This is a genomic window from Phytohabitans sp. LZ39, assembly GCF_059359075.1.
This window is the reverse complement of the sequence record NZ_JCADBM010000023.1, coordinates 115,048-139,414: the sequence shown is the minus strand read 5'-3', so window position 1 is coordinate 139,414 and position 24,367 is coordinate 115,048. Positions and strand designations below refer to the sequence as shown.

The window sequence follows — 24,367 nt, the reverse complement described above, 5'->3', positions numbered from 1 at the left end:
CGGTGTTTCGCCGGTCCCGCCCGAGACCGCGGCGGGACCGGGGGCGTCGCGTATTGGCCTGTCGACTCCGTTCGGCGCCTGCTGCGCGCCGAGCGCTCACCTCAGAAGGAGATCCACATGACCATCGCCAACCAGCCGAGCGGGTCGCTCGACGACGAACAACTCCGCGCTGTGCTGACCCGCGCCTGGGCCGAGTATGGCTTCGGGCCGGTCGCGGACCCGATCGTCCAGTCGTTCCTGTCCGCTGCCGCCGCACGCCGGGCTATCGGACTGGAGCCTGACCCGGCCGGGCACAACCATTTCGACGACGAGCGCGATGGCTGCGTCGCCCGGCTCGTTGAGGACGTCCGCGCGAGCCTGCGACGGCGGGCTGCCGCCCAGGCCGCCACCGACAGGCAGCGCCGGGCACTGCACCAGTTGCAGGTAGACCTCCGAGCAGCTGCGGTCGACGCGCTGGCCACGCAGCCGCAGCTCGCGCAGAGTCTGGAACCGGCGCTGCGGGACTGGGGTATGCCACCGATCCCCACCCCATACGCGGTCACGTTGCAGGTCCCGATCGTCGTCCACGTCGACGCGGCCGGTGAGCAGGAAGCCACGGACCGGGCGACCGACCGGCTCCGCGACGAACTCCACCCGCCGTACGGGATGGACATCGACATCAGCGAGGCGTTCTGCACCGACCTCGCCGCCGAGTAACACCTGCCGCACACGCCGTGCCACAACCGGCTTTGCCTAAGCCACCTCGAAATCCACCGCAGGTGGCGTTCTTCGTATCCGCTCACTCCCGATTGGAGACGCCTGGCCATGACCGACTCCCCGCCCCAGCCCGCCACCGCCGACACCAACGCCGTAACGGTGAAGCCCGTTGAACTCGGCGTCGCCGAGCAGCTCACGGCTGTCGAGCTGATGCTGGCCAATGCATGGTTCGCCATCGACGGCCAACCCGTTGCCCCGCCGGCATGGCTACACCTGGTTGCCGCCCGCGTGGTGGCTGACCTTGGCCCGATCCCCGGCCTGGACACCCTCGCCGGGGTACACCGGTGGCTGGTCGGCTTCGCCGACGCTACCCGCGCCGCTGCCGACGCCGCGCACGCAAAAGCCGACGAGGCGGGGCAGGCGCTGGATGACTTCCACGCCGATGTACGCCGCCGCGCCGCGCACGCCGTGGCGGAGGGCCAGATCTGCCTCTCCGGCACCAATCGCACCCTCGACCGGTTCGGCGTCGATGAGTTGCCCGAGAAATACCGGGTCGACCTGCTGGTCCCGGTCGCGGTCACCGTATACGCCACCGACGAGGACGACGCATACCGGCAAGCCGAAGAAGCCGTCCGTGACGACCTGGTCGGATCCGTCGTCGACATCCACACCTGCGATCTGCGGCATGAGGGCGCCGACGCCACCGGCGAACTCGATCCGGACGATCTCGACTGAACCCGTTCGCCTGGGCCTATCTCGGGTCCTACCACCGTTTCCCACACCGCCGCCGGTTCAGCTAACGGCGGTGAGTGAAAGCGCGCAAGCACCCGGCGCTGACGCCGCTCGACCCCGACGCTGGCGCCCGGCTCGTTGACACGGCACCGCGGCGGGCCGGTCGACCAAACCCCTTGTGGTCCTCTGCGGCCTCCGGCCTGCGACCGCCTTTGCTCTGGTCGGATCCGGCGCGCCGATGAGCCCTCACGCCGATGGGCGTTTCCACGTGGTCGCACATCGCGCTGCGAATCCTTCTTCCGTCGCTCCGCTCGGTTGCCTATGCCGCGCGGAGTCCACTCATGCAGGGAGACAACGATGACCGAGTCGACCAACATCCTGGCCGGTACCGCTGATCCGGCCTGTCCGCGGTTCCGGGTGACCGGCACGCTGCCGGTGACCGTCACCGTCGCCGCCAACCACACCAGGCACGCACGCCTGCTCGCCCTGGCAACCATCGCCACGGCGCTCGCCCCGCACGCCGACTTGCTCGTCGACCTGCACGTCGACCCGCAGGCCGCCTACCCGGTCGGCACCGCCGACACCGAACCGGTCGCCGACGGCGAACCCCCACGGCAGTGGCGGGTACCGGTGACCGTGGCCGGCCACATCGACATCGCCGCAGACGACGCCCTGACCGCTGCGGTGCTCGCCCTGGAAGCCATCCATGGCCGCCTCGCCCCGCACCCCAGCCTCGACGTCGACGCCGCGGCCGCAACCTGCGCCACCTGCGAGCCGATCACCGAAACCACCGTCAACTGACCGCGGTCGTGCTGACCCCGACAGCCCCGGTCAGGGCGTCGCCCTCGCGGGACCGGCCCGCCGCCCCAGCGCCAGGGCGATCCACCGTTCGACCCAGCACTGCCGCCCACGGGGGCTCACGTCGTCGAAATCGCCCGCCCTGCGGGCTGACTCAAACGCGGCAATAGTGCGGCGCCCACGCCAGCGCATGCCCGATGCGGCGTCGCGGCACAGCGCTGCCCTGCTGTAAGCAGCACACCGCTTCTCTGCGGCCGTTGCCCGGCCACTGACCCACCCGCGCGAACGCGCAACGTCCGGGCACGGCCACCTGGCCGCGCCCGGACTCCGTCTGTCCACAAAGGAGATCCGGATCGTGAGCCATCCAACGCACACCCCAATCGTCCAGCGTCCGATGCTGCGTCTGGGCCAGCAGGTGCATGTCAACGCCCGCGCCAGCTGGCTTGCCGCCACCGTCACCTCGATCGCCCCGGTCAGTGTCGGGGTCCGCTACCACATCGCGACACCGCTGGCCCCGCTGGTCGCGCCGTGGCTGATCCGCCCCGCCGCAGGAATCCGGCTACAACCGGTCCACCAGCTCGCCGCCGGCGATCAGGTGGTCGCCTACGACGGCGCCATTCAGGTCATCAGCGGCCCGCCCTGGCGGGGCCGCGACGGCTGGTGGGTGCTCACCTACGACAACGGCGAATCCGCCGTCCTGCCAGCATCCGCCGTTCTGCGTCTGAACGACCCCGGTAGTGGCGATGCCTGAGGCGGCCGATTGTGACGCTGCCTCGCGGCCGGCGCGGGCAGGGACAGGGTGTGCGCGCTGCGGCGGCGCCGCAACGGCGCTGGGAGGCCGTCGGTGGTGCCCGTCGTGCGGCATCTATCTGGTCCTTGATGTCGACTCCGGCGAATGGGGTCAGCCACGCCGAGCTCGACCATCGCCAGCGCGAGGCCCGCTCCCGACGGGCCGTGGGTGTCTCCGCTCGGCTGGCTGCCGCGCACTGCCTGGGGTCCGCAGGTTGTTGCCGGCCGGCTGGTCGGCCACCGCGTCGCAGGCGATCAGCGGGGCGACGCACACCATCGCGATCACACCGCCGGTCGGCGCCGTGGATGCCAGCGCGTACCTGTCCCCGCCCGCGTCGGACAGTGACAGCGGTTGGACCGTGCGGATCCACCACCGTGCCGAAGGCATCGGCTTTCCGCTCTACACCGCCGGCGGCGCCCACGCCGCTACCTACTCCACGGCGCCGGACGCGGCTGCTGCGGCCGTCGCAGCCCTGCGCTGCGAAACCGCGCGATAGACCCGCCGCAATCCCGCGACTACGGGCCATAGGCGAGCCAACCCGGGGCCGCCACCGGCGAGCGTCCGCACAGAAAGGTTCTCATCCGCATGACGATCTTTGACCTTTTCAGCGCGACCGAGGGCCACGACGGGCACCGGCGTGCGTCCGGCCTGACGGCCGTGGTGTGCCTGCCGCCCGGCAGTTCCGACAACCCGGCCGCGGTGACCGCGGCGGTGCAGAGTCGGCTGCCGGCCCTGGTTCATCCGCAGATCGACCTACGCCTGAGCGAGACGGCCTATCTGTCCCGTACAGGTCTCACCGCGCGCGAACACCGGCAGCTGGTCGGCGCCGGTGCCGTGGTGGACGGGCGAGTTGGCTGCGCGGGTGGACCGATCGGCTTGCTGGACCTGCCGGCCACCCGCGAGGTCGCCGCCGCCGCAGCCCGGCAGTTGTGGCAGCGGCACCACAGCGTCGTCGCCGGGACACCGCCAGCGGCACCGTGGTCACAGTTCGCCGACCGCAACGAGGCTGACCCCGACCACTACCCGTATGCCACCGCGGTTTGCGAGTTCACCGCGCAACCCCGGATCGCGACCATGCTCGCGCACGACGAGTTCACCACTGATCCCGACGACACGTTCACGCTCGACGACTATGGACCGGGCCTGGCCGCCTACGACGATGGGCCCGCTGCGTACGCCGACTACCGCGCCGGTGTCCTGCTCTACGGCGACGTGCTGATCGGCGTCAACGGCCGCCCGGTGACACCGACCGGGCAGCTGCTGCCGTGCACCTCGCACACCTGGCCGCAGCGGCAGGCATACCACCAGCTCGCCGCCGCACACCTGGCCGACTGCGAGCCCGGGACCGTGCTGCTGTCCGTCACCGTGCAGGGCAGCGAAAACTTCTAGCCCCGCACCCCGCTCGCCCGGCCGGTCCCCTTTCGTGGGACCAACCCGGACATTGGCACCCGTTGGTATCTGGTAACCGCGTCGCCGCTTGCACCCGCCTGCGGCGACGCAGGCGGCGACGCGCACCTCCACTGGCGAAGGAGCGCGCCATGCCAGCCACGGCCTACCCCGTCGGCACCTCCCGGCGTCCACGGTGGACACCCGCCTGGATCGGGCTGCCCGACCTGCCCGCCCCGTACCCGGCGCTCGTGGCTACCCGCCGCCGCCGACACACCAACCCGATCGCCCGAGTAAGTCTGCCGGTCCTGCAACGGCTCGCCGGCGACACCATCGACCGCTGGCACACCGACCCCGAACCCGGCCGGCTGCTGCCCGTCATCACCCTGCACGACGGCGACGTTCACATCCTGGCCCGCTTCGGCGACCGCGACACCCCCGTCGAACCCCTGCCACCAGACGCGGACGGCCTCTACCGCATCGCCGGCCCGCTATGGCCCTGGATCGTCAGCCACTAACCGGCACACCCCAAACCCTGCGCGGGTCGCAGCGCCGTTGCCCGGCGCTGACCACCGATGAAAGGGGCGTGCCTGATGGCTTCCTTCCTGCAATCATTGACCAGCTGGCGCCGCTACCGCGACCGGACACTGGCATTCGCCGCAACCACCACGCTGGCCGGCCTCTGCCTTTACCTGCTCACCGGCTTCGCCTGGATCGTCGCCGCGGTGCTTATCGCTGCCACCGCGGCGTTTCTGGCCGGCCTCCACACTGGAACGGCCGGCACCCGGGACCTGCTCGGCGCCGCCTACACCGACCCGGTCACGGGCCTGGCCACCCGGGCGGTCGCCGACCACCTGCTGTGGGAAGCCGACCGGGCCGGCATCGGGTTGCGGGTCGCGGTGGCCGACGTGGACAACCTCAACGAAGTCAACGCCGTCGGGCACGCCGAAGGCGACCGCTACCTGACCACGATCGCCCGGCGGCTCGAGGCCGCAGCCAGCGCTCACGGAACGGTGGTACGGCTTGGCGGGACGAGTTCGGGATCCTGTCCACGAGCCTGTCCGCCGACCAGCTCCGTGACGCGGTCGACGCGTCCCTGGCCGAGCCGACCGTGGTCGCGGCGACCCGGATGCGGCCACGGCTCAGCGTCGGTATCGCCAGCACCCGCATCGGCCGCCCCTCGCATGTGCTGGCCTGCGCGGACGCGGCCATGCAGACGGTCAAGACGGCCGGCGGACACCGCAGCGCCGTCTACCACCCCGACCGTGACGGCATCCCCCGACACGATGGCCTGCTGCCCCAACTGCGTCGGCCCGAACCACTGTTCGCCCCACAGGCTGTGGCCGCCAGACCCGACCGGCTGTTGCGCCTCTACCTCACCGCAGCCGAAGCCCGCGGCGTGCACCACGCGTTGCAGGCTCTGCACGACCGATGGGCCCAGGTCACCCGGACCCCCGAGGCCACCGTCCTCGACCTGCCGGCCACAGCCGCACCCGCGCCGCCTGGGCTCGCCGACGTCTCGGCCAGTTCGCCGTGGCGAGCCGGCATCAGCCGCATCAGCCAAGCCCAGGCCAACCGCTACGGCGCACTCGCGCAGCAGGTCCAGCACGTCATCACCATCGCCGACGTCCTGACCTGACCGCCGCCCGCGTCCCATCTCGCCGCGGGCCCGTTCACCCCCAAGACGCGGGTAAACCCAGCCGCCGGTGTCCACACAAACCCGGCCCGCTGCCGCGACGGCCGCACACCATCGGCCCGACGTCCCAGACCTTCGGCAGCCATCGCGGCTAGGCATCCCAGGCCGGCCCGCGCATCCGCTTGAAGACGTATGGACTTCCGTTGCAGCGGCCGGGCCAGCGAACGCCTTACGGTTACCGCACCACACCAGCTCTGACGAGCAAAACGCATGCTCCACAACCAGCACAGCCCGCCATGATCCACCGCCGGTTCCCGATCCGGCTGCGCCATCGCCTCGAGCCCGCCACCTCCACCGGCTAGTACCTGACGTTGCTGGACAGCGAACGCGAAGCGTCGCTGGGCACGGCTCGGCAGGCGGCCGAATGCGCGGACGCCGGCTACGCCGACCTGCTCGCAATCGCGGCCCGCGCACCAGCCACAGGTGGCGCGGCTGGTGTTCAGCCTCAGCGAAGGCGTCACCCATCGGCGCCGCGCGATAACACCGCGTTTTCGTCGACCGGTCGTCGCTGCCGGAACACCCGCGATGCCCGCGACCGCACCAGCCACCACAACCAGCTCCACACCGACGGACCGTGCTGGTAGCCATCCACCGGCCGACGAGTCGTCGCGGCTGGCGACAGAGCCTCACAGGCCGTCAGTCGCGACCGAAGCGACAACCGTCGCGACGGGACCGCAGCCTGTCGCGACAGGCCGATCCCCTCAACATCCCGGGGCGACCACCTTGCCTCGACCCCGAAGGGCTGATCATGATCCCTGTCAACGCCGCGCGACACGCTCGGAGTCCGTCGCGACGGCCATCACCTGCCGCGAGCCAGCGGTGACCGGCCACCCCGACGAGCAGCCGCGGGAAACATTCACCTTCGCCAGCTGGGTGTGGGACATCACCACCGCCCGCGCCATCGTCGCCGGACGGCCCCACCAGCTGATCGCCGTGGGGCCGCTGCACAGCTACCTGGCCATCGGCCTGATCCGCGTCGACCCGAACCACGCGATGACCACCGACCTGTCCCAGCCGCTGATCCTGGCCCCACTGCCCGGCGCCGGCGGAAACCTACCCATCGACGGCTGGCACCGCATCTACCACGCTGTTCGCAAGCGGGTGGAATACCTGCCGGCGGTCGCGTTGACCGACGCCGAAGGCGACCAGATCCGCACCCAAATCCCCGGCTGGCAGCCTCTCACCCGACCCGCACCACCACCGGCCGTGCCCAGACCGGCAGACCAGCTCCGGGCCGAAACCCCGTTCGGGCGTCTGCCTGAGGGCGCCGTGCGGGACCTGGTCGCCGCGCACCTGGACAACCACCCCGGGCAAGGCTTCACCATCGGCGAACTAGCTCGTGTCCTGGGCATCGCCAAAGCCCCGGTCCGCGACGCCGTACAGCGCCTGGTCGCCGACCACCGCGCCACCCGGACAGCCGGCCGGTACACCAGCACATCAGGACCCACCCCCGCGCCCTGACCCATGCCCAGACCCCTGCCCGGCCCTGCGGCTGGGCACGCCGGGACGGCGGTCACCCACCCGTCCACACCCTCGGCGCCCAGTGTCGAGATCCCACCAACCCCTCGCGTGGGTGTGCCGACGCCCACGCGAGGGCGCGGCACACCGCGCCCTTTCATTCGTGGAAGGGAGCGTTGCTGTGATCCACCACCAGCGCACCGGCCGACTCCGGCCAGCGGAGCACAGCCACCAACTACGCCCGACGCACACCACCCCGACCGTGGCCCGGCCCGCCGGCCTACGCGGCCGGACCGGTCAGCAAACGTCACCGGCCACCCCATCGACCGCAGCAGCAGCGGCGATCGTCCACATCGGCGGTCCGGCCCCCTCGACGGCGCCGCCTCACCCGCCGGCCACGAACCGACTGGCCCGGCGGTGACCGCGATGGCGACGACCGACCTACCCGAACCGGCCTCCCCGACCCCGCCCGCACCGACCACCGGCCGGACTCCAGCGGTGGTACCGCCGCCACGATGGTCGCCAGCCCGGCTGGCCTACTGGTTCTACACCGTCGCCGCCGCCGGCGCAGTCATCGGCCAAACCTGGGTCGCGGTCACCCACATCCCCTGGAGCTCGTCCCTACCCGCCGTCGCGCGTGTAGCGGCGGTGCTGCCGTTCGCGCTCTGCCTGGAACTGCTCGCCATGGCCTTGGCCGCGATGGCCGACCAGCGGATGCGGCTCGGCGAACGCGCATACGGATTTCGCCTTTTCTCCGCGACAGTCGCCGCAGTCTCGGTCGGGATCCTGATCGGCGGTCACTGGCCGGACCTGTACTGGTCCGCCGGGTTCGGCCTGCTATCCGCGGCGGCGTACCTGCTGTGGCTGCTGCACGCCGCCGCCCGCCGCCGGGACGCGCTACGCGCCACCGGCAAGCTCGCCGACACCGCCCCCGACTACGGGCTCTGGCGCCGCCTGCGGTACCCGCTATGGACCGCCCGCGCCGCCGAACTCGCCCGCACCGGCACCCACAAACCCCACGGCCGGTGGCGGCCGCTCGGCCTGCACGAGTCGCTGGAAGCCGCCCGACTAGCCATCCGGGCCGACAAGCGACGCCCGGCCATCGCCAAGGCGGTCGAACAGGTCATCCGCGCCGACCAGTCAGACCCGCTCATGGCCGAGATCGCCGTCCGCACCCTCGATCTGGACCGGCTCGCCGCCGGTCTCGCCGACCAGATCGACTACACCGCCTGGACGGCTCGGCTGGCCCCCGCCATCACCGCACTGCCAACAGCGCGGATCGAGAAGCAGGCCAGCTGGCCGAACAATGGCGACAGCCCGACCGGCTCAGCCACCGGCAGCGCCCCAGACAAACCAGATCTCGCTGAGGACGAAACCTCCGACAGCCGGCAGCCACCGGTGGATCTGATGCGCCAGATCCCCATCCAGCAGGAGCAGTACCGGGCCTGGCAGACCGTCTGGGCCGACCTGACCAACCACCCCGACGAGCCCCTGGACACGATCGCCGCCCGCCACAAGATCAGCCGCCGGCAGGTCGAACGGATCCGCCGCGCTGGCCAGTTCAGCCTGCTCAACTGGCCCATCCCACCGGCCCGACTGATGGCCACCATGCTCGTCGACGGCTACCTGACCAGTCCGCCCCTCACCGTTGGCCGCCCGCAGCCACCGCTAGCCGACACAAATGCCGGCCACACCGCCACCGGATCCACATCCCACGGCGGTGTGCCGCCGGCGGCAGACAACGGCGGCACACCGCCGACGTGAGCCGGCCCGTCCACCGCGCATTCCTTCACGCCGTCAGGGGCCACCACTGCCCGGTCAAAAACCTCGAGCAGCCACGCCCTCTCTTTCCCGCGGCGTAGCAGCCCGCGTGCCCGTCGCCCAACCCCACGTCCCGGAGGTCACCATGTCCAGCCGATCACCGCGGCAGGTCCACCCATGAGCAGCCGCGCCATCGCCACCATCGTCGCCGCAGGCCTATGCGTCGTACTCGTCTGCGGCGCCGGCACCGCCGTGCTCACCGCCGGCACCGCATCCGCCTGCACCACCACCGCCGTCCCCACCGCGACGCACACCACCGGCGCCGGCGCCGCGACAACGTCGGGGCCGTCCACGCAATGGTCACCGATCGAGCCGTTCAACTCCGAACAGGTCGGCAATGCCGTCACCATCATCCGGGTCGGCGCCGACACCGGCCTGCCCAGCCAGGCCTGGGTGATCGCGGTTGCCACCGCCATCACCGAGTCCAGCCTCTACAACCGCACCGTCCCGGTCGACCACGACAGCCTCGGCCTGTTCCAGCAACGCCCCAGCCAAGGCTGGGGCACACCGCAGCAGCTCACCGACCCCGTGTACGCATCCCAAGCCTTCTACCGCAAACTCGCCACCGTCGACGGCTGGCAGACGATGCCTCTCGCCGAGGCCGCACAAGCGGTGCAGAAATCGGCGCGCCCGAACGCCTATCAGAAGTGGGCGGAGCACGCCGCCATGCTAGTCACCACGATCAGCGAGACCTTGGGCCTGGCCAGCTGCGCCGCCAGCGGCTGGACCCAGCCCGTTCAGGCACCGGTCACATCCGGCTTCCGGACCGCCGAACGTCCCACCCACGACGGCGTGGACCTCGGCGCACCCCGCGGCACCATCGTCCGGGCCGCGGCAGCCGGCAAGGTCGTCCGCGTTCGCTGCAACGCCATCGACATCCGCGACGACAGTGACTGGGGCTGCCACCGCGACGGCGACAAGAACCTGACCCGCGGCTGTGGCTGGTACATCGACCTGGCCCACGACGGCGGAATCATAACCAGATACTGCCACCTCGGCCGCCAGCCAACCGTCCACGTAGGAGACACGGTATCCGTAGGCGCCCCGATCGGAGTGGTCGGCAGCACCGGCCACTCCAGCGGACCACACCTGCACTTCGAGGTTCATGTCAACGCTGATTCCACATCGGACGGTGTAGTTCCGCCGGAGCCGTTCATGGCCCAACATGGCGCACCGCTAGGCCAAGCTGGCTAAACCTCGTGAAGGATCAACGATTCTCACCTTCACGTCGGCACAGACATTCCCCGCTCGCTGCCCTTCATACCCGTCCTGACCTCCGGCGCCAGCAGCGCCGACAAGAGCCGGGGAGTCGCTGACGGCAAAGCTCAATGTCAGCATGATCCACACCCTTCTGTACCTGAATCCAGAACGCGCACCTGATCTCGCACGTTGCAGCTTCTCGCGCGCTTCTCACGCAGAAAAGGAATACCAACAACACCGATGGAGGCGAACCGCACGATGACAACACGGTTGTGGTGGCGGGTCACACAGTTGCTCCCGATAGCCGAGCACGCCGCTGCCGTAGCGACCGGCCGCGACGCCTGCTCATCCACCCCGCGCTGGTTGGTTCAGCGACAGCGGCGGCGACCGCATCGAGTCCAGCGGCCAACCGGTCTGGTACGACGCCGACGGACACCTGCGTGCCGCGACCGCCGAGACCTGGACACATACTGCCCACCGGCACAATCGGGAACCCGGCGCCGGCCAGTGACCGCGACCGCCACCTGCCGCTGCTGGCAGACCACCCGGACGGGCGACGGAGCCTGTTGGATCTGCTGCGTTTCGCCCGCGCCCACGAGGTGAACTGGCTCGCCGTGCACCCGGACCCCCGCTTCACCCGCGAGACCGTGCAACGGATGGGCAGTGACCTGGCGTACATGAACAAACGGTGCAGTCGGGTATTGCAAGTCTCTGAATGTGTCCGTTCCCGGAAGGTCAGCGGGGCAGGGCGGTCGCCAGGACGTCGGCGGCGGCGTGGTCCAGATAGGTCCGGAGCCTGGCGCCCGTGGGCGGCGGATGGCCAGTCCACCTGCATGGCAGGATCACGACTATGGACGAGAAGACCGAAGGGCAGCTGCGTGTCATTCGCGAGGTCGTCGCGGTCCTGCAGACGGACGATATCCCAGCGTGGCTGTTCGGAGGCTGGGGACTCGATGCGAGGATCGGCCGGATTACGCGTGAGCACGGCGACGTGGAGTTCTGGGTCGAGCGCATTCATGCCGAGCGTTCGAAGGCGCTTCTCGTGGGAGCTGGCGCCACGGCTCTGCCGACTCAACCGCCGGAGGAGTCTTGCGAGTTCACGTGGGACGACGTTTCGTTCAGTACTGCTTACTTTGATCGGTGGCCAGACGGATCGTTCAGCCAGCCCCTTGGGCGGTTCGCCGACTGGCTGTTCCCGCCAGGATCCTTCGGCGATGAGCTCGTGACGCTGGACGGCACGCCGGTCCTGGCCATGAGCGTCTCTGGCATGCTCGCCATGAAGGAGCAGTTCCCCCATCTGCGCAACGGCCGGCCATGGCGACAGAAGGACATTACCGACATGGAGATACTTCGAGGATTGGCCTTTGCGGAGACGACCGACGGCCGCATCGGAGCGCCCTGAACGGCTCAGCCCGTGAGATGGACCAGGGATAGCGGATTGCATGGGTGAGAGTCGACGTGCCATGGCGGGAGTCGCTTGAAGTCAAGATGGCTTTCGTTGGCTTACGGCGGCGGCGTATCCGGACCAATCGCCTGCGGATGCCTTCTGCCATAGGACCGCTACCTGGATGTGGATCCCGAGCATCCGGGCGAGGACGGCGGCGGGGAGTTCGGCGGCGAGTGCGAACAGTGCGGTGGAGCGGTCTTGCTGGGGGCGTAGGCCGATCGCGTGGAGGCGTTGTCCGAGCCGGTCGTCGCCGAGCGGTTGACCCGGACGGCCACCCGGGAACAGCCACGGGATGTCGTCTGGGGTGCCGATTCTGGCCTTGCCGCGGCGTGTCGCGACGAGTTGGCGGACGAGGCTGGCCAAGGGCTCCGGGAGGACGACCGGTGAGCTGCCGAACCTGATCGTGAGCGTGTCGCCTTCGAGGTCGACGTGTTCGACGGTCAGCTGGCTGATCGTGGCGATGCGCTGCGCGTAGAGCAGCAGCAGTAGGCCGGCGACTCGGTCGCCCGTGGGCAACGTGTTGTCGTGCAGGAGTCGGCGGGCGTTGGCCCAGCGTTTCTCGGTGTCGAGCGTGCCCCGCGGGCCGGCCCACCGGACGGCTGGAAAGGTCAGCCCGGTGGTGTGTCGCTGTTGAACGGCCCAGCGGACGAAGTGCCCGGTCTCGTCGTGGTAGGTGGTGTCCGGATTGGCGATCCACTGATCGAGGTGCTGTTGGGTGCACGTCTTGATGGTCAGGCTGCTGGCAGTCAGCCAGTCGAGGAAGTTGACGGCGGCGGTGACGTGGCAACGGACGTTGAGGGCCTGCAGATGGGTGGTGTGGCCGTCATCGACGCGGCGTCGCAGCCGGCGCAGGTGGTGCCAGACGGCATAGCCGTGCAAGACCCGCCGCTCGACGGGGTCTGTTCGATTCTGAACCGCGGTCTTGATCCAGGCTTCCAGGACGACGAGGCGTTCGTCGCGGACTGGCAAGGCGCCGGTGGCGACCAGGACGCTGCGCAAGTGAGCCAGCAGCTTGTCGGAGGGCAGTTCGTCGAGGACGTTGTGCGAGAGGGGCCGATTGTCGCGGCTCAGGTGTTCCAGCACGGCGCTGACCTTCGTGCCGGACAGCCAGACGAGGGTGGAGTCGGGGCGTTCGGCATTGGCGAGCGCATCGCGGAAGGGCGCGAGGTCCGCTCGGACGACACCGGTGCCGTTGCTGAGAAGTTTGTCGATCCGTTCGTTCAGGTTGCAGCGCAGGCAGGGGCGTGGGCTGCGTTGCCAGGTGGCCTTGCAGGTCGGGCAGCGGCCCCAGAAGTCGGGGTCCGGGTTGGTGCACGCGGCGCAAAGCGGGGCGACCCAGGTGCCTCCGCGGATCGGCGCTGTGGTGGCGCAGCCGCTGCAGGTGGCCCATCGTTGCTGGCAGCGCCGGCACCAGGGCTGCCCGGTGGCCTGCGACATCTCGCAGGCTGATGTCCTGCCGCAGTGGAAGCATTCGGCGGTGAGTTTCGGGCGGCAGTTGTCGCAGCGAGGGCCGTCCGGGGTCCGGACCGCAACACGTTTGCGGCGGCCGCAACCGACGCATACCTCGAGGTTGGCCGGGTCGGAGATCAGGCAGTTCGGGCAGAGCGGGTTGCCGTCGGCGTCACGGGTGGCAGGTTCGCGTACCGCCCCGCAGCGGGCGCACGGGACGGCGGCGTGCCGGGCGAAACAGGCCCGGCAGACCCGTTTGCCGTCCAGCAGCTTCGACAGCACCTTCACCCCGTGGCAGCGGGGGCAGGCCGGCCGGACGATTCTGGTGGCGCCGACGGCAACGAGTTCGTCGAGGAACCGCAGCACCGCCGGAGTCGGCGCGTCGTGCCCCGCCCCGGTCAGCAACGCGGGTGAGGAGAGCACCGCCCAGGCGAGTCGCCGCTGCCCGGCTGGGCGGACGGTGGCCCGGCCGAGAGCAGCGTGCACCTGGTCGGCGGTCAACGCGGGGTCGAGCCCGGTGACCAGGTTGACGAGGTCATTGAGCGGGTCGCCGGCAGTGTCGGGGCATTTCGCGCACCGGGCGCTGCCGTGACGGTCGCGGCTGACTACTCGCCGCAGTTGACCGCAGCCTGCGCAGTTCGTCGGCGCGTCGGAGCATGGCGAGCAGGTCCACACGCCGCCACTGCGGCTGCCCACGTACGCCACCGCGCGATCACATCCGCTGCACCGTGGACGGCTGACGTCTCGGGCGCCCTCCTCGCGTAGCGCCATCAGCAGCTTGGCCACGCAGTATGGGGCGGGCGGCCGTCCCGTTCGCAGGACCGTCGCGTCCGCTTGGAGGGCTTGAGCCAGTCGCCGACGGCCGGCCCGTTGGCCCATCACCGCGCAGACGACCGCGCGGACGGCCTCCTCGTCGAGGTGCCGCTCGACGGACTTGACCAGACGCACGACCACTTCGACCGGGTCCTGCAAGACGTCATCGACGGTGTCGGTCACTGGTCCACCGCAGTGATCCGGGCACGCTTCGGCCGAAGGCTCCCGATGCTTTCCGCGCCGGCGCCGCCCGCTGCGGCCTTCCTCGGCTTTGCCCCCGTGCCGGCCGCAGAGACCGGCTCGATGAGGTCGTCCATAGTGCAGTCCAGAATGTCGAGCAACGCCATGAGAATCTTCAAGCTGAGACGCTCGGGGCGGTCGACGACCAGCCGGTAGACCTGGCTGGATGACAGTTGGATGTCGCGCTCGGCCAGCGGCTTGAGCAGGTCGGTCGTGGAGAACATCCCGCGGTCGGCCATGATCCTGCGGAGATGCCAGCGATAGTCGAGCTTGGCCGCCATCGGCTCGTCCTTCCTTATCGCGTCCTGCCGAAGGCAGGAGCCAGCGCCTTGTTCAGGGCAGTGTTCATGAAGTCGTCGCTTACGTGGGTGTAGATCGCGGTCGAACTGTCCCGTTCGTGGCCCACCTGCTGCTGAATGAAGCGGCGGTCGACGCCGTCCTCGGTGAGATGGGTGACGTAGGAATGTCTTAATGAGTGGGGTACGAGCTCGCCTGGCAGCTTGAGGGCGTCGCGGTAGGCGACGAACCGGGCGTTAATCTCCGACGGCGTGATCCGCCCGCGTCGTTCGGTAAGCCACAACCCGGGGTGGTCATCACAGCCGAAACGCGGCCGGACGTTCTCGACGTAGTCAGCAACCGCCTCCACCGCCCAGTCCATCACCGACAGCACATTGCGCCGACGCGGCGGCTGACCACGCTTGGCCTTGCCATACCGGACATTGAGCGTGCCGTACCGCCCGAACTGCGGTGCCTGCGGGTTACGGCCGAAGTCGACCAGATCCAGCTTCGCCGTCTCCGTGCGTCGTAGCCCCCACCCGTAGACGACCTTGAACAGGGTGGCATCGCGGTAGGCAGCCAGCGCACCCTTGCGTTCCGCCCGGACCGCACGCTCGACCTGTTCATCGGCGTAGTCGAGGAACAACTGCAGCTCCTTCCGGCTGAACGGACGGGCCTCGGGTGCACCTTCGTAGCCGTTGAGGTGGGCGATCGTGTTCCACTCGTGGCAGATCGCCACCGGATGGGTGCCGAACGCCTCCTCGCAGGCCGGTCCCCAGCCGTACCGGCCGTCGATCAGGAACTCGGTGAACATCCGCAGATCACCCTGATACGCGCGGACCGTCGACGGCGCCAGCCTCCGCTCACCGGTCAGGTGGGCCGACCATTCGTCGAGATGAGCCGGCGTCCACCGCCATGGATACTCGTTGACGTAGCCATGGAAACGGCGTACCAGCCGCTCCCGATCCTCGACTGTCTCGTCGCGCAAACCCCGAGCCTTCTGCTGCGCTCGCCATCCACGCAGCATCGCATCGAACATCGCGTCCTCCGGACGCAGCTGAACCACACCCGAGACCAGCTCCAAGCGTGCCGCCCCGGCCAGAGCTTTCATCTGCTGCCCCACTCCAGACCATCCCTTCTGGAGGGAAGATCTTGCATCAGACGGGCGCTCTCTGGCAAACTTGCTGATCAGACGCGATACGCTGCATCAGCTTCAGGAAACCGATGGCCACCCTGACAAGCAGGTTGTCCGATCCAGTTGAAGTCTGCGAATCGTCGGCCGGCTGACCAGCGCTTCGCAGAGTAGATCTGACCGACCCGGCCGGGATTTGGTCAGAACTGCCTTGCGATTTCGGTGGATCTTGTTGGTTCGAGTAGGTGGTGAGTGCGGGAATTCTCCGGCTGGCGTGGGGTCAACGGAGGACCGTGATACTGGGTCTCCGTGACCGTCCGCTGTGTATTGGTAAACCCCGGACCGGAACGCATGTCCATTGCGGCATGACGGCTCCAAGATCCACGGAGATGGGTAGACATCCCCCTATATCCTCTCGTCATGTCCTCGGATGAAGGGCGCGAAACGTGACGCTGCCCGGCTGGCAGCCGCCCGCGCCGACGCGGTCCCGGAGGAGGTTGGTGCTGTGGATGGTCATCGCGGCACTCATCGGAGCAGCGGTGCCCGGGGTCACCCTGGTCAGGTACTACCTCGAACTCGAACCCCGGCCCCCGTCCCTCCCCGCCACGCTATGCCCCCAGGATCGGGGAACCGGTCCGGTGCGGCATCCATCGGAGTACACCGATCGGGCCGCACCCTACGCCGGGCCCGGGCCACACCCCGCGGACTTCTTCCAGCTTGGCGACGGCCGTGAAGTCCACCCTGTCCTCACCGAGCCGGACAACGAACGGTTGCCGGCCGAATGGAGGCCAACCGGCGCAACCGCGAGTACCAACGCCAGTACCAATGTGCAGCTCGTGGTCTGCGAGTACCTGACCAGAACCGGATCAGCGATCAAGTCGTGCACGTACCACCAACCGCCGTACGACGGTCTCTCCACCGCAGTGCCCCGTGTCGAAGGCAGAGCGGTGACGATGTCGCTGATCGAGGCGTCGTACACCTACCAGGTCTACGAAGCGCGGACCGGCAATCTCATCGCCAAGTTCGACCTGGACGGCTCAAGCTCCTGCCCTCCCTTCGGCTTCCCCTACCAGGCACGCCTCAGGCCCGGGGAAACGCAGCTGCACTGGCCGCAGGAGATCCAGGAGCAGGTCTCGAACTCGCACCTCTACGACCAGTTGCGCCCGATCATCGCAGGTACGGTCCGAACGCATACCCCACGATGAACCCAACGAGGGACAACAACAGCGGCTGCGACCGCCACCCGCGCGAGAATCCGCCGCGACAACCGCACGGTCCCCGAGAACCTGCCAACTTCACGGAGGCTGGACAGCCCGCCCGGCAGCGACTCGCAGGGTAATTCTGACCCTCGCAAGATCACTCGCAACCTAACTCTGACACTCGCAACCTTCGGCGATACAGGACACAGGTGACTTGAGGATCCTCGCCCATCTGATGCAATTCCTGAGCTTTCTTGTAGCCCAGGGTGACGTTGATGTCGCGGTGGCCTGCTATGACCTGGGCGATATGCGGTGGCAGGCCGCTCATGACGGCGTCGGTGATGAAGATTCGCCGGAAATCGTGGGGCGAGTAGTGCAGGGGTTGCCCGTACCGTCTACCCCGAGGAGGCCATCCAAGCCCACCTGGCCTTCCTCGCCCGCCGCCGGTCCCTGCGCCCAGGCGAGGAATACCGCATCCCCACCGACGCCGAATGGGAGGAATTCCTCGGACATTTCGAGCTGAGAAAAGTCGCCACGGGAACATGCGGACGCGCCTTTGGAACCCCGCGCGTTCACGAGCACAGCTGCCTACGTTGCAGCATGCACTGGCCCGACCCCGCTCAACGCCCCCGCATCGCGGAGATCCGCGACAATCTGATCGCCCGCATCGCCGAGGCCGAGCGTGAGGGCTGGCTCGGCGAAGCCGAAGGCCTCAAAATCAGCCTCGCCGGCGCCAACGACAAGCTCGCCCAGATCGACCGACGCTCCCGCACCACTGTCGAACTCGGCAGTCCGGCGGTCCCTGTGGCCCGCTGACCAGGGATGCGAGCCATCAGAGCCTGAAGATCACCTTAAGAGAAGAGGATGTGGTTCCTTCAACCCCTATCATCGACCAACGGCACGAGGGGAGTCGTCATGACCGTGATCATCGGGTTGGTTGGAGCGATCGTTGGTGCTGTTGTCGGGACTATCGCTACCTACCTGACGACGCGCTCCAACATGAGACTCACGCTTGAGCACTCGTACGATCAGACAATGCAAGGCAAGAGGCTAGAACGCTATCAGGCACTATTTCATGTTTCTAGACACTTACCTCGGTACTGGCCTCCAATGGAAGAGCAACCAAAACGAACTGATTTGCAAAGATACATGCGAGACTTCCACGACTGGTATTTCGGCGAGGATGCCGGAGGAATGTTCCTCACTCCAGCCGCGAAAGACATCTACATGAGACTACTGAACCTACTCGCGGAAGCCGCGTTTAAAGACAAGGACGGACCCAATAGCGCGGTTGACTCTCCGCTGTCAGCCGCCGAATCACAGACTTTGCGTAACCTGGCCGGTGAGCTCCGACGCCAACTTGCTGAGGATGTAGGAGCAGCGAACCCGCCTCGCCTGCGATGGACGCGACCAAACCCACAGACCCCACTACCGAGGATCAGCAACTGACGCCGGTCGCCAGCCAGCACTCCTGAGCCGCGCGCTTCGGCCGCAAGTTCAGAGAATGGTCATCGGCCCGGAGCTGGCCAACGTGTTCGCCCAAGTCATCCACCGCGTCCGGGGCGGCAACGAACGCGTGCCCCTGGTCACCCGGTACGACCACGCCGAACGGCTGCACAGCCCGCCGCTGCCGTTCCTGTTCCAGCGTCGGTGGGGACTGAACACCATCGCGGTCACGCATACTCGGGTCAAGGAACTCCTCGACGAGCTCGTCGCCGCGGCCACGATTACCAACCCGGACGGCACCCCGGCCGCGTTCAGCCCACACGACTTCCGGCGCATCTTCGCCACCGAAGCGGTCGCATCCGGCCTGCCCGTGCACATCGCCGCGAAGATCCTCGGCCACGACGCGATCGCCACCACCCAGACCTACATCGCGGTCTACGACCAGGACGTCATCGACCACCATCGCGCGTTCATCGCCCGCCGGCGAAACCTGCGCTCGAGCGAGGAGTACCGCGAACCCACCGACAGCGAATGGGACGAGTTCCTCGGACACTTCGCCAAACGCAAGATCGAACTTGGCACCTGCGGACGCGCCTACGGCACGAGCTGCCAGCACGAGCACCCCTGCTTAACCGAAGTGATCTTGGTCGACAGCGCACCGCGCCCGGCATCCACTCCTCACCTAGAGTGATGGAGAGGGATTGCAATGCCTTCTCGCCCGGGCGTGTCGGTGTGTGAGTTCGGACGAAGAAGTGCATCAAGGAGCGGTGGCGCGCCCTTGTTCGCAGCCGCTTCTGCGCACTTGACCTTGACAGCCAAGGGCGGCTGGTGGCACGCCGCACTGCGGTAGGCGATGCTTTCGTTCAGCGGTGCTGCACCCAGAGATTCTGCTCTACGTAGACACCGCAGTCCCGTTCCCGGTCGATCCGGACCAGGTTCAGCGCGTCTGGGACGACATATTCTCGCGTGACAGGGAAGACCATGCCCGTCCAGCTCTCCCATTCCGCGACGGTGCCTTCAACCACCATCGAGCTCAGTGCCGGGCCAAGCACCCGTGCGCCCATCCGCTGATGGGCGCGAATCCACGGATCGATCGAGAGCCCGTCTGCGCGTGCCCACGCGGCGTATTCGTCCATGGGAACCATCGGGTACCGGTGCTTCCATGTCGGCCGTAGCGGAGCAATGACGTGGACAAGGCCAGCCTCGTGAGCCCGTCGCGTCAGCTCCTGAAGAACAACAGTGGCGAGACCCCGCTTGTCATGCGCTGATCCGACGGCGACGGCCATGAAGCTCAGCGTCGTGGCTGGGATGGCCGCCTCCCGCGCGTGCACGGCTCGGACCAGCGCATCGTCATAACCCGACGGCAGATCGTCGGCGTCGCCGCTCCACGGAATAGGTACGCCCCAACCACCGGCAACCACGGCGTCGTGGTCGAGCACCATGATGTCGAAGCGGCCGAAGTGCTGCTTGACGCGGCCCATGTACTTCTTGGGTATCTCGTCGTGGAATATGAACTCCGGCCAGCGTTCCTTGAACACGGTAGCGGCCATGTCGTGCAGATCCGGCCTGTCCGCGCGAGTCACGACCTCCACGGCAGGACTCTACCGTCACCACGGCCGGGTAGGGACCTTGGCAATCCGCCGACATCCGCTCAGCAGAAGATGATGCGACGATCGACGCCTGTGGCGGGGCCCTCATCGTTTCGGTTCACGCCAGTTCGATCGGCCGGCGGGTAGACGGGCATGGGGCATGCCGAGGAGAACAGGTGTCTCGCGGGCAGTGCGCATGGCTTCGAGCTTTTGAGCTGCGGCCGCCATGGTGGTCTGGATCGCGGCGACCTCGCCCAGCCAGCCCCGCTCCTTGGCCTCGGCGAGTCGGTCGGCGAGGTTGGCGTGGATCTCCTCCAGTCGCAGCATCTGGGCCGGATCAACCCGAAGGAGTGGGCATCTGACGCAGGCGTTTTCGTGCGCGCAGGGGGTGCCATAGTCCCGGCCGCAGGTCCCGAGAGCAACTTTCCGCAGCTCGAAGTGGGCGAGGAATTCGTCCCATTCGGCGGCGGTGAGGTCGCGGTATTCCTCGCTGGGTCGCTGGTCGCGGCGGCGTGCGATGAACGCCCGGTGGTGGGCGATCACGTCCTCGGGGTAGATGGCGGCATATCCTATCGTTGTGTCTACTGTGGAGTGGCCGCAGAGCTTGGCGGCGATGTGCGGGGGCAGGCCAGAGCGGACGGCGTCGGTGACGAAGATCCGGCGGAAGTCGTGGGGTCGCCATTGCAGTGGCTGGCCGGCGGCGGTGATCTGCGCGGCATGGGATGTGGCGAGAAGGCATTCGCGGATGTAGCTGCGAGTCAGCGGACGGTCCTCGGTGCCGTATCGGCGCTGGAATAGAAACGGCATCGGCGGGCTCCAGGTCTGCTCGAACACGTCGTAGGCGGAGACCAGCGGCAGGGCGGCGTTGCCCGCGCGGACGCGGAAGATGATCGCGGTCAGGACCTCAGCCAGCTCGGGCGAGACCAGCAGCAGTCGCTCGGCGTCGGTCTTGGACGGAGCGATCTGCAGCATCGGGACAACCTCGCCGGTGGTGGGCAGCGTGTAGGCGACGAAGCTCTGGTGGGTCAGTTCCAGCATCTCCTCGATGCGGATTCCGGTGTGCCGCAACACTTCCACCGTTGCCCACGACCAGAACGCCGCTTCCTTCTCGTGGGTCAGGTCTCGTCGCTTGCCTGTGCTCAGGTCGATGGCGTAGACGCGGCCGGAGTCGCCGACGCGGCAACGCTGGAACTCTATGCCGCCTGCGGTGAGCCGACTGCCGGAGGGGACAGCCCTTGCGATGCCGACGCGTTCCTCGGCGTCTTTGTGCTGCTGGTCAACCGCGCGTAGCAGGGCGGGCAGCAGCGGCAGCTGGGTCCGGGTCCGCTGATCCATCCGGGCCTTGACCCGCGCCTGGACCTTCTTGCGAGTCACTTCATAGGCCTTGATCGGGCACGGCGCGACCCAGCGCGCCCAGCGGGCCGGGTCGTCAGCGGCCCAGCGGGCGATGTCCTCGTAGAAGGCCCGCACGAACACCAACTCGCTGCGGTAGTTCACCCGCGGCCGCACGGGCTTGCCATCGGCGTCGCGGATGTGGGCCAGCCGTTCCTTCCACGCTTGCGCGATCTCGGGGGCCAGCCTCAGCGAGTCGATGCCCGGGTGGTGGATCTCCAGATCGCGCCAGAACAGCCGGCAGAGGTTGCGGGCGACCGATCGCAGCGAGGTGTGGTCGAGCTCGGGGGATCGCTCGGTGAGGTATTCGACCAGCAGGTCCCGGACCGGCCCGCACTGGATGTCGTAGGCGTCGACGATCTGCTCGACGCTGCGGCGGCCGTCCACCCGCAGCGCCCGTAGCCGCTCCGGCGCCGCGGCTGGGAGCACGCCGGTCGCCTTCAGCAGCGCGTAGAACAGCGGACGCCCGGCGCTGCCCCGGAAGTGGTGCTCCTGCAGCGCTTTGGTCAGCTCGACGCAGTCGCCAACGGTGATGTCGGCGACCAGGCCGCCCTTGCGGATCACGATCCAGGTGAGCTTGTTCAACGCATCAGACCTCGCGTAGCGGGCGGCCTGGTTGGCGTCACGCTCGATGCGGGCGAAGCCGTCGGGGTCGATGGCCGCACGAACCTCGGCGAGCATCAGGGCTTGGCGTTGCCGCAACAGCCATGGGTAGCCGGGCCGGATTGCCTGGCCGGCCACCAGCATGGCCAGTCCACAGCTCAGCTCGTCGCGGTGGTGACGCCGCGGGTCGACGATTCCGTTCAGTGGCAGGTCGGCCCAGTCGAAGCCGGCCGCGTTGGCGCCGCTGGCCAGCCATCGCTGCTGCCAGGTGGCGCCGGGCTGGCGTTCGAGCCAGTCCAGCACCTTGCCCAGGCCACGTCGCCGGGTCTTGTCACGGGTGCTGCTCGCTCCTTGCCCGGTGAACATGCGCAGGAGCCGCTCGACCAACGCGACGCGGGTCTGGCAGGTCTGCCACCAACTCTGCTCGACCGGCCGCGGCTCCCACTCGCCGAGCCGCACCGCCTCAACAACGTCGAGCTTCGCGTCGGCGACTGCGGTGTCGATCGCCGTGACGCTCACCGATCACGTACCTCGGCAGGCGCGGCACCGAACAAGGTCGCAAGCACCTCCGGCCGGTAACCGGGCGCCGGGGGCGCTGGTGGTCCTTCTCGCTCGGCGCGCTGCCGGTCGTGGTGGGCTAGGACGTGAGCGATGACCTCGTTGGGAGTGGGTGCGGTGTAGATCTCCGTGGTGGTGATGTGGGCGTGCCCCAGGACCCACTGCACGTCGGCCAGCGTGAGGTTCGGGTCGCGGACCATCCGCTTGGCCGCAGAATGTCGCAGGTCATGGAGGGTCCAGTTCGCGCCGAGGGCGGCGTTGACCTTGGTGAACACCATCCGCACCGCGTCGTACGTTAACGGCCGGAACGGTCGGCGCAGCGACCACCACAACGGCTCGTTCGGCCCTTTCGGAACCAAACCCATGGTCTCCTGCTGGTAGAGCCGCAGCCAGACGAACGCGTCCGCTGAGGCAGGCAGCCGCTGCAAGGCTTGGCTGCCCTTGCGGACCACACCGATCACCTGCTCCTCCGGTTCCACCAGGCCCTGGCGGACGCCCAGCAACTCGGAGGCGCGTGCGCCGGTGGAAATGTAGAACGCGAGCAGCGCCCGATCCCGGTTGCAGATCAGCGCCGCGAAAAGGACGTTGAAAGCGTCGTCCGGAATGCTCCGTGGCGCTGCTTTGGGCTCCTTCGGCTGATACATGGCTCGGCGAGACTGCCGGCGGAACGGTCGCATCGGGTTGTGGTGGGCGTTGAGATCCTCATCCTCGACACCCGCGGTCTTGGGGAATGGGTTGACCAGGGGTCGACCATGAGTCTCGCGGTGGTACTCGTAGAAGGCGCGGACCACCGCTCGGGCGTGCCGCCGGGTCCGGGCCGCGTAGTTTTCGGCCGGCGTTGCCTTGCCTGTCACCAGGTTCACCGACCCCGGCGCCGGCGCATCAGGCAGCCGCGGCCGTGCCGGCTTCTTGCTCGTCTTCAGCCACAACGCGAAATCGCGGGCTTCCACCCGGCTAGCCAGATGCCACGGCACCTCGACCGCGCGCAGGAACCGGAACCAGGACAACAGTTCGTAGGCATACGAACGCAGCGACGCCGGGCTAGCGTCGTCGGCGAGCATGTGGCCCAGGAACTCCGTGACAGCCAGTTCCTCGACACCATGCTCATCGACAAGCCTGAACGGCCGCAGCCGGTCACCGGTCTCCTCGACCCGCCCGACTCTCGCGACCGCCAAGGCCGCCACGTCCCGGATCACCCTGCCGCGTTCCGCCACCCGAACCTCCACGAGCCGTCTTCCCCTGACAGCACGGGATCAGAGCAGAGACACCTCACTACGCGCAGTGACCCGCAAAAGCAAAACGGCCACGAACGTCACCGTCCGTCAACATCGGAGAACCGCAGGACGTCCCCGGTTAGTTCGGTCAACGGGACATACGGTGCCCGATGCTGCGCCCCGAACCGGCTCAACAACAGCGCCTCGAAGCCATCATCGCCAGCCTCCGCGAACGCATCGTCGAGGCACATGACCGCGGCTGGCTCGGCGAGGTCGAGGGGCTGCAGACCAGCCTGACCGCGGCCGAACAGAAGCTCGTCCACATGCGACGGACCGCCATCAACCTCGGCATCCCCACCCTGCCTACAAAGACATCAAGCGCGGGTAGCGGGGCTCGGTCGTAGGTCCGGAACCTCGCGTGCCAATAAACTT

At 68.3% G+C, this 24,367-nt stretch carries 23 protein-coding genes and 1 pseudogene; 18 read left to right on the top strand and 6 right to left on the bottom strand.

What is annotated here, in order from left to right:
* Positions 1–117: 117 nt before the first annotated feature.
* From AC5L36_RS35140 to AC5L36_RS35080, 13 genes and pseudogenes are all read left to right on the top strand, one after another.
* Positions 118–696: a hypothetical protein gene (locus tag AC5L36_RS35140; protein ID WP_441222941.1), complete on the top strand. Its 579-nt coding sequence runs from the start codon at positions 118–120 to the stop codon at positions 694–696.
* Between the two features lie 108 nt (positions 697–804).
* Positions 805–1,431: a hypothetical protein gene (locus tag AC5L36_RS35135; RefSeq protein ID WP_441222940.1), complete on the top strand. Its 627-nt coding sequence runs from the start codon at positions 805–807 to the stop codon at positions 1,429–1,431.
* Positions 1,432–1,785: 354 nt separating this feature from the next.
* On the top strand, positions 1,786–2,229 hold the full coding sequence (locus AC5L36_RS35130; protein WP_441222939.1) for a hypothetical protein: 444 nt from the start codon (positions 1,786–1,788) through the stop codon (positions 2,227–2,229).
* 352 nt (positions 2,230–2,581) lie between these two features.
* Entirely contained in the window at positions 2,582–2,977 is a 396-nt protein-coding gene (locus AC5L36_RS35125; protein WP_441222938.1) for a hypothetical protein, read from the top strand.
* A gap of 253 nt (positions 2,978–3,230) precedes the next feature.
* Entirely contained in the window at positions 3,231–3,512 is a 282-nt protein-coding gene (locus tag AC5L36_RS35120; protein WP_441222937.1) for a hypothetical protein, read from the top strand.
* Positions 3,513–3,601: 89 nt separating this feature from the next.
* Positions 3,602–4,405, top strand: coding sequence for a hypothetical protein (locus tag AC5L36_RS35115; protein ID WP_441222936.1), 804 nt, complete (start codon positions 3,602–3,604; stop codon positions 4,403–4,405).
* Between the two features lie 149 nt (positions 4,406–4,554).
* Positions 4,555–4,920: a hypothetical protein gene (locus AC5L36_RS35110; RefSeq protein WP_441222935.1), complete on the top strand. Its 366-nt coding sequence runs from the start codon at positions 4,555–4,557 to the stop codon at positions 4,918–4,920.
* Between the two features lie 57 nt (positions 4,921–4,977).
* Positions 4,978–5,373: pseudogene (locus AC5L36_RS35105) on the top strand (hypothetical protein); the annotation flags it as partial.
* 140 nt (positions 5,374–5,513) lie between these two features.
* Positions 5,514–6,041 carry a hypothetical protein gene (locus AC5L36_RS35100; RefSeq protein ID WP_441222995.1) on the top strand — a complete coding sequence of 176 codons (528 nt, stop codon included), beginning with the start codon at positions 5,514–5,516 and terminating at the stop codon, positions 6,039–6,041.
* 876 nt (positions 6,042–6,917) lie between these two features.
* On the top strand, positions 6,918–7,559 hold the full coding sequence (locus AC5L36_RS35095) for a GntR family transcriptional regulator (RefSeq protein WP_441222934.1): 642 nt from the start codon (positions 6,918–6,920) through the stop codon (positions 7,557–7,559).
* Between the two features lie 423 nt (positions 7,560–7,982).
* Positions 7,983–9,320 (top strand): hypothetical protein, encoded by a 1,338-nt coding sequence (locus AC5L36_RS35090; protein WP_441222933.1) that lies wholly within the window; start codon positions 7,983–7,985, stop codon positions 9,318–9,320.
* A gap of 174 nt (positions 9,321–9,494) precedes the next feature.
* A complete protein-coding gene (locus AC5L36_RS35085) occupies positions 9,495–10,571 on the top strand; it encodes a M23 family metallopeptidase (RefSeq protein ID WP_441222932.1) in 1,077 nt (358 codons plus the stop codon).
* A gap of 856 nt (positions 10,572–11,427) precedes the next feature.
* Positions 11,428–11,979, top strand: coding sequence for a nucleotidyltransferase domain-containing protein (locus AC5L36_RS35080; protein ID WP_441222931.1), 552 nt, complete (start codon positions 11,428–11,430; stop codon positions 11,977–11,979).
* Between the two features lie 81 nt (positions 11,980–12,060).
* On the opposite strand, the gene AC5L36_RS35075 is transcribed toward AC5L36_RS35080, so the two are convergent.
* From AC5L36_RS35075 to AC5L36_RS35065, 3 genes are read right to left on the bottom strand one after another with little or no spacing between them, the layout of a single operon-like run.
* Positions 12,061–14,469 carry a site-specific integrase gene (locus AC5L36_RS35075; protein WP_441222930.1) on the bottom strand — a complete coding sequence of 803 codons (2,409 nt, stop codon included), beginning with the start codon at positions 14,467–14,469 and terminating at the stop codon, positions 12,061–12,063.
* On the bottom strand, positions 14,466–14,807 hold the full coding sequence (locus AC5L36_RS35070; protein ID WP_441222929.1) for a helix-turn-helix domain-containing protein: 342 nt from the start codon (positions 14,805–14,807) through the stop codon (positions 14,466–14,468). The genes AC5L36_RS35075 and AC5L36_RS35070 overlap by 4 nt, the downstream gene beginning before the upstream one ends.
* 14 nt (positions 14,808–14,821) lie before the next feature.
* Positions 14,822–15,925 (bottom strand): tyrosine-type recombinase/integrase, encoded by a 1,104-nt coding sequence (locus tag AC5L36_RS35065; RefSeq protein WP_441222928.1) that lies wholly within the window; start codon positions 15,923–15,925, stop codon positions 14,822–14,824.
* Between the two features lie 509 nt (positions 15,926–16,434).
* Between AC5L36_RS35065 and AC5L36_RS35060 the strand changes: the two genes are divergently transcribed.
* The 4 genes from AC5L36_RS35060 to AC5L36_RS35045 all read left to right on the top strand — a co-directional run bounded on the left by AC5L36_RS35060 (position 16,435) and on the right by AC5L36_RS35045 (position 19,270).
* Positions 16,435–17,139: a hypothetical protein gene (locus tag AC5L36_RS35060; protein ID WP_441222927.1), complete on the top strand. Its 705-nt coding sequence runs from the start codon at positions 16,435–16,437 to the stop codon at positions 17,137–17,139.
* Between the two features lie 594 nt (positions 17,140–17,733).
* Positions 17,734–17,949, top strand: a complete 216-nt coding sequence (locus tag AC5L36_RS35055) for a hypothetical protein (protein ID WP_441222926.1) — start codon at positions 17,734–17,736, stop codon at positions 17,947–17,949.
* A gap of 99 nt (positions 17,950–18,048) precedes the next feature.
* Complete coding sequence (locus AC5L36_RS35050) at positions 18,049–18,582, top strand: hypothetical protein (RefSeq protein ID WP_441222925.1); 534 nt, start codon at positions 18,049–18,051, stop codon at positions 18,580–18,582.
* Positions 18,583–18,637: 55 nt separating this feature from the next.
* Positions 18,638–19,270, top strand: a complete 633-nt coding sequence (locus AC5L36_RS35045; RefSeq protein ID WP_441222924.1) for a tyrosine-type recombinase/integrase — start codon at positions 18,638–18,640, stop codon at positions 19,268–19,270.
* A 172-nt stretch (positions 19,271–19,442) separates the two neighbouring features.
* Here the strand turns inward: AC5L36_RS35045 and AC5L36_RS35040 are convergent, their stop codons facing one another.
* The 3 genes from AC5L36_RS35040 to AC5L36_RS35030 all read right to left on the bottom strand — a co-directional run bounded on the left by AC5L36_RS35040 (position 19,443) and on the right by AC5L36_RS35030 (position 23,947).
* A complete protein-coding gene (locus tag AC5L36_RS35040) occupies positions 19,443–20,171 on the bottom strand; it encodes a hypothetical protein (protein WP_441222923.1) in 729 nt (242 codons plus the stop codon).
* 102 nt (positions 20,172–20,273) lie between these two features.
* Complete coding sequence (locus AC5L36_RS35035) at positions 20,274–22,682, bottom strand: tyrosine-type recombinase/integrase (protein ID WP_441222922.1); 2,409 nt, start codon at positions 22,680–22,682, stop codon at positions 20,274–20,276.
* Positions 22,679–23,947 (bottom strand): tyrosine-type recombinase/integrase, encoded by a 1,269-nt coding sequence (locus AC5L36_RS35030; RefSeq protein ID WP_441222921.1) that lies wholly within the window; start codon positions 23,945–23,947, stop codon positions 22,679–22,681. The genes AC5L36_RS35035 and AC5L36_RS35030 overlap by 4 nt, the downstream gene beginning before the upstream one ends.
* Positions 23,948–24,105: 158 nt before the next feature.
* On the opposite strand from AC5L36_RS35030, the gene AC5L36_RS35025 reads away from it, so the two are divergent.
* Positions 24,106–24,339 (top strand): hypothetical protein, encoded by a 234-nt coding sequence (locus AC5L36_RS35025; protein WP_441222920.1) that lies wholly within the window; start codon positions 24,106–24,108, stop codon positions 24,337–24,339.
* Positions 24,340–24,367 lie beyond the last annotated feature (28 nt).

Bases quoted from the DNA above. Each gene is read 5' to 3' on its own strand.
- AC5L36_RS35140 (WP_441222941.1), top strand. From the start codon at position 118: ATGACCATCGCCAACCAGCCGAGCGGGTCGCTCGACGACGAACAACTC.
- AC5L36_RS35135 (WP_441222940.1), top strand. From the start codon at position 805: ATGACCGACTCCCCGCCCCAGCCCGCCACCGCCGACACCAACGCCGTA.
- AC5L36_RS35130 (WP_441222939.1), top strand. From the start codon at position 1,786: ATGACCGAGTCGACCAACATCCTGGCCGGTACCGCTGATCCGGCCTGT.
- AC5L36_RS35115 (WP_441222936.1), top strand. From the start codon at position 3,602: ATGACGATCTTTGACCTTTTCAGCGCGACCGAGGGCCACGACGGGCAC.
- AC5L36_RS35110 (WP_441222935.1), top strand. From the start codon at position 4,555: ATGCCAGCCACGGCCTACCCCGTCGGCACCTCCCGGCGTCCACGGTGG.
- AC5L36_RS35090 (WP_441222933.1), top strand. From the start codon at position 7,983: ATGGCGACGACCGACCTACCCGAACCGGCCTCCCCGACCCCGCCCGCA.
- AC5L36_RS35085 (WP_441222932.1), top strand. From the start codon at position 9,495: ATGAGCAGCCGCGCCATCGCCACCATCGTCGCCGCAGGCCTATGCGTC.
- AC5L36_RS35080 (WP_441222931.1), top strand. From the start codon at position 11,428: ATGGACGAGAAGACCGAAGGGCAGCTGCGTGTCATTCGCGAGGTCGTC.
- AC5L36_RS35070 (WP_441222929.1), bottom strand. From the start codon at position 14,807: ATGGCGGCCAAGCTCGACTATCGCTGGCATCTCCGCAGGATCATGGCC.
- AC5L36_RS35055 (WP_441222926.1), top strand. From the start codon at position 17,734: ATGCACTGGCCCGACCCCGCTCAACGCCCCCGCATCGCGGAGATCCGC.
- AC5L36_RS35050 (WP_441222925.1), top strand. From the start codon at position 18,049: ATGACCGTGATCATCGGGTTGGTTGGAGCGATCGTTGGTGCTGTTGTC.
- AC5L36_RS35045 (WP_441222924.1), top strand. From the start codon at position 18,638: ATGGTCATCGGCCCGGAGCTGGCCAACGTGTTCGCCCAAGTCATCCAC.
- AC5L36_RS35025 (WP_441222920.1), top strand. From the start codon at position 24,106: ATGCTGCGCCCCGAACCGGCTCAACAACAGCGCCTCGAAGCCATCATC.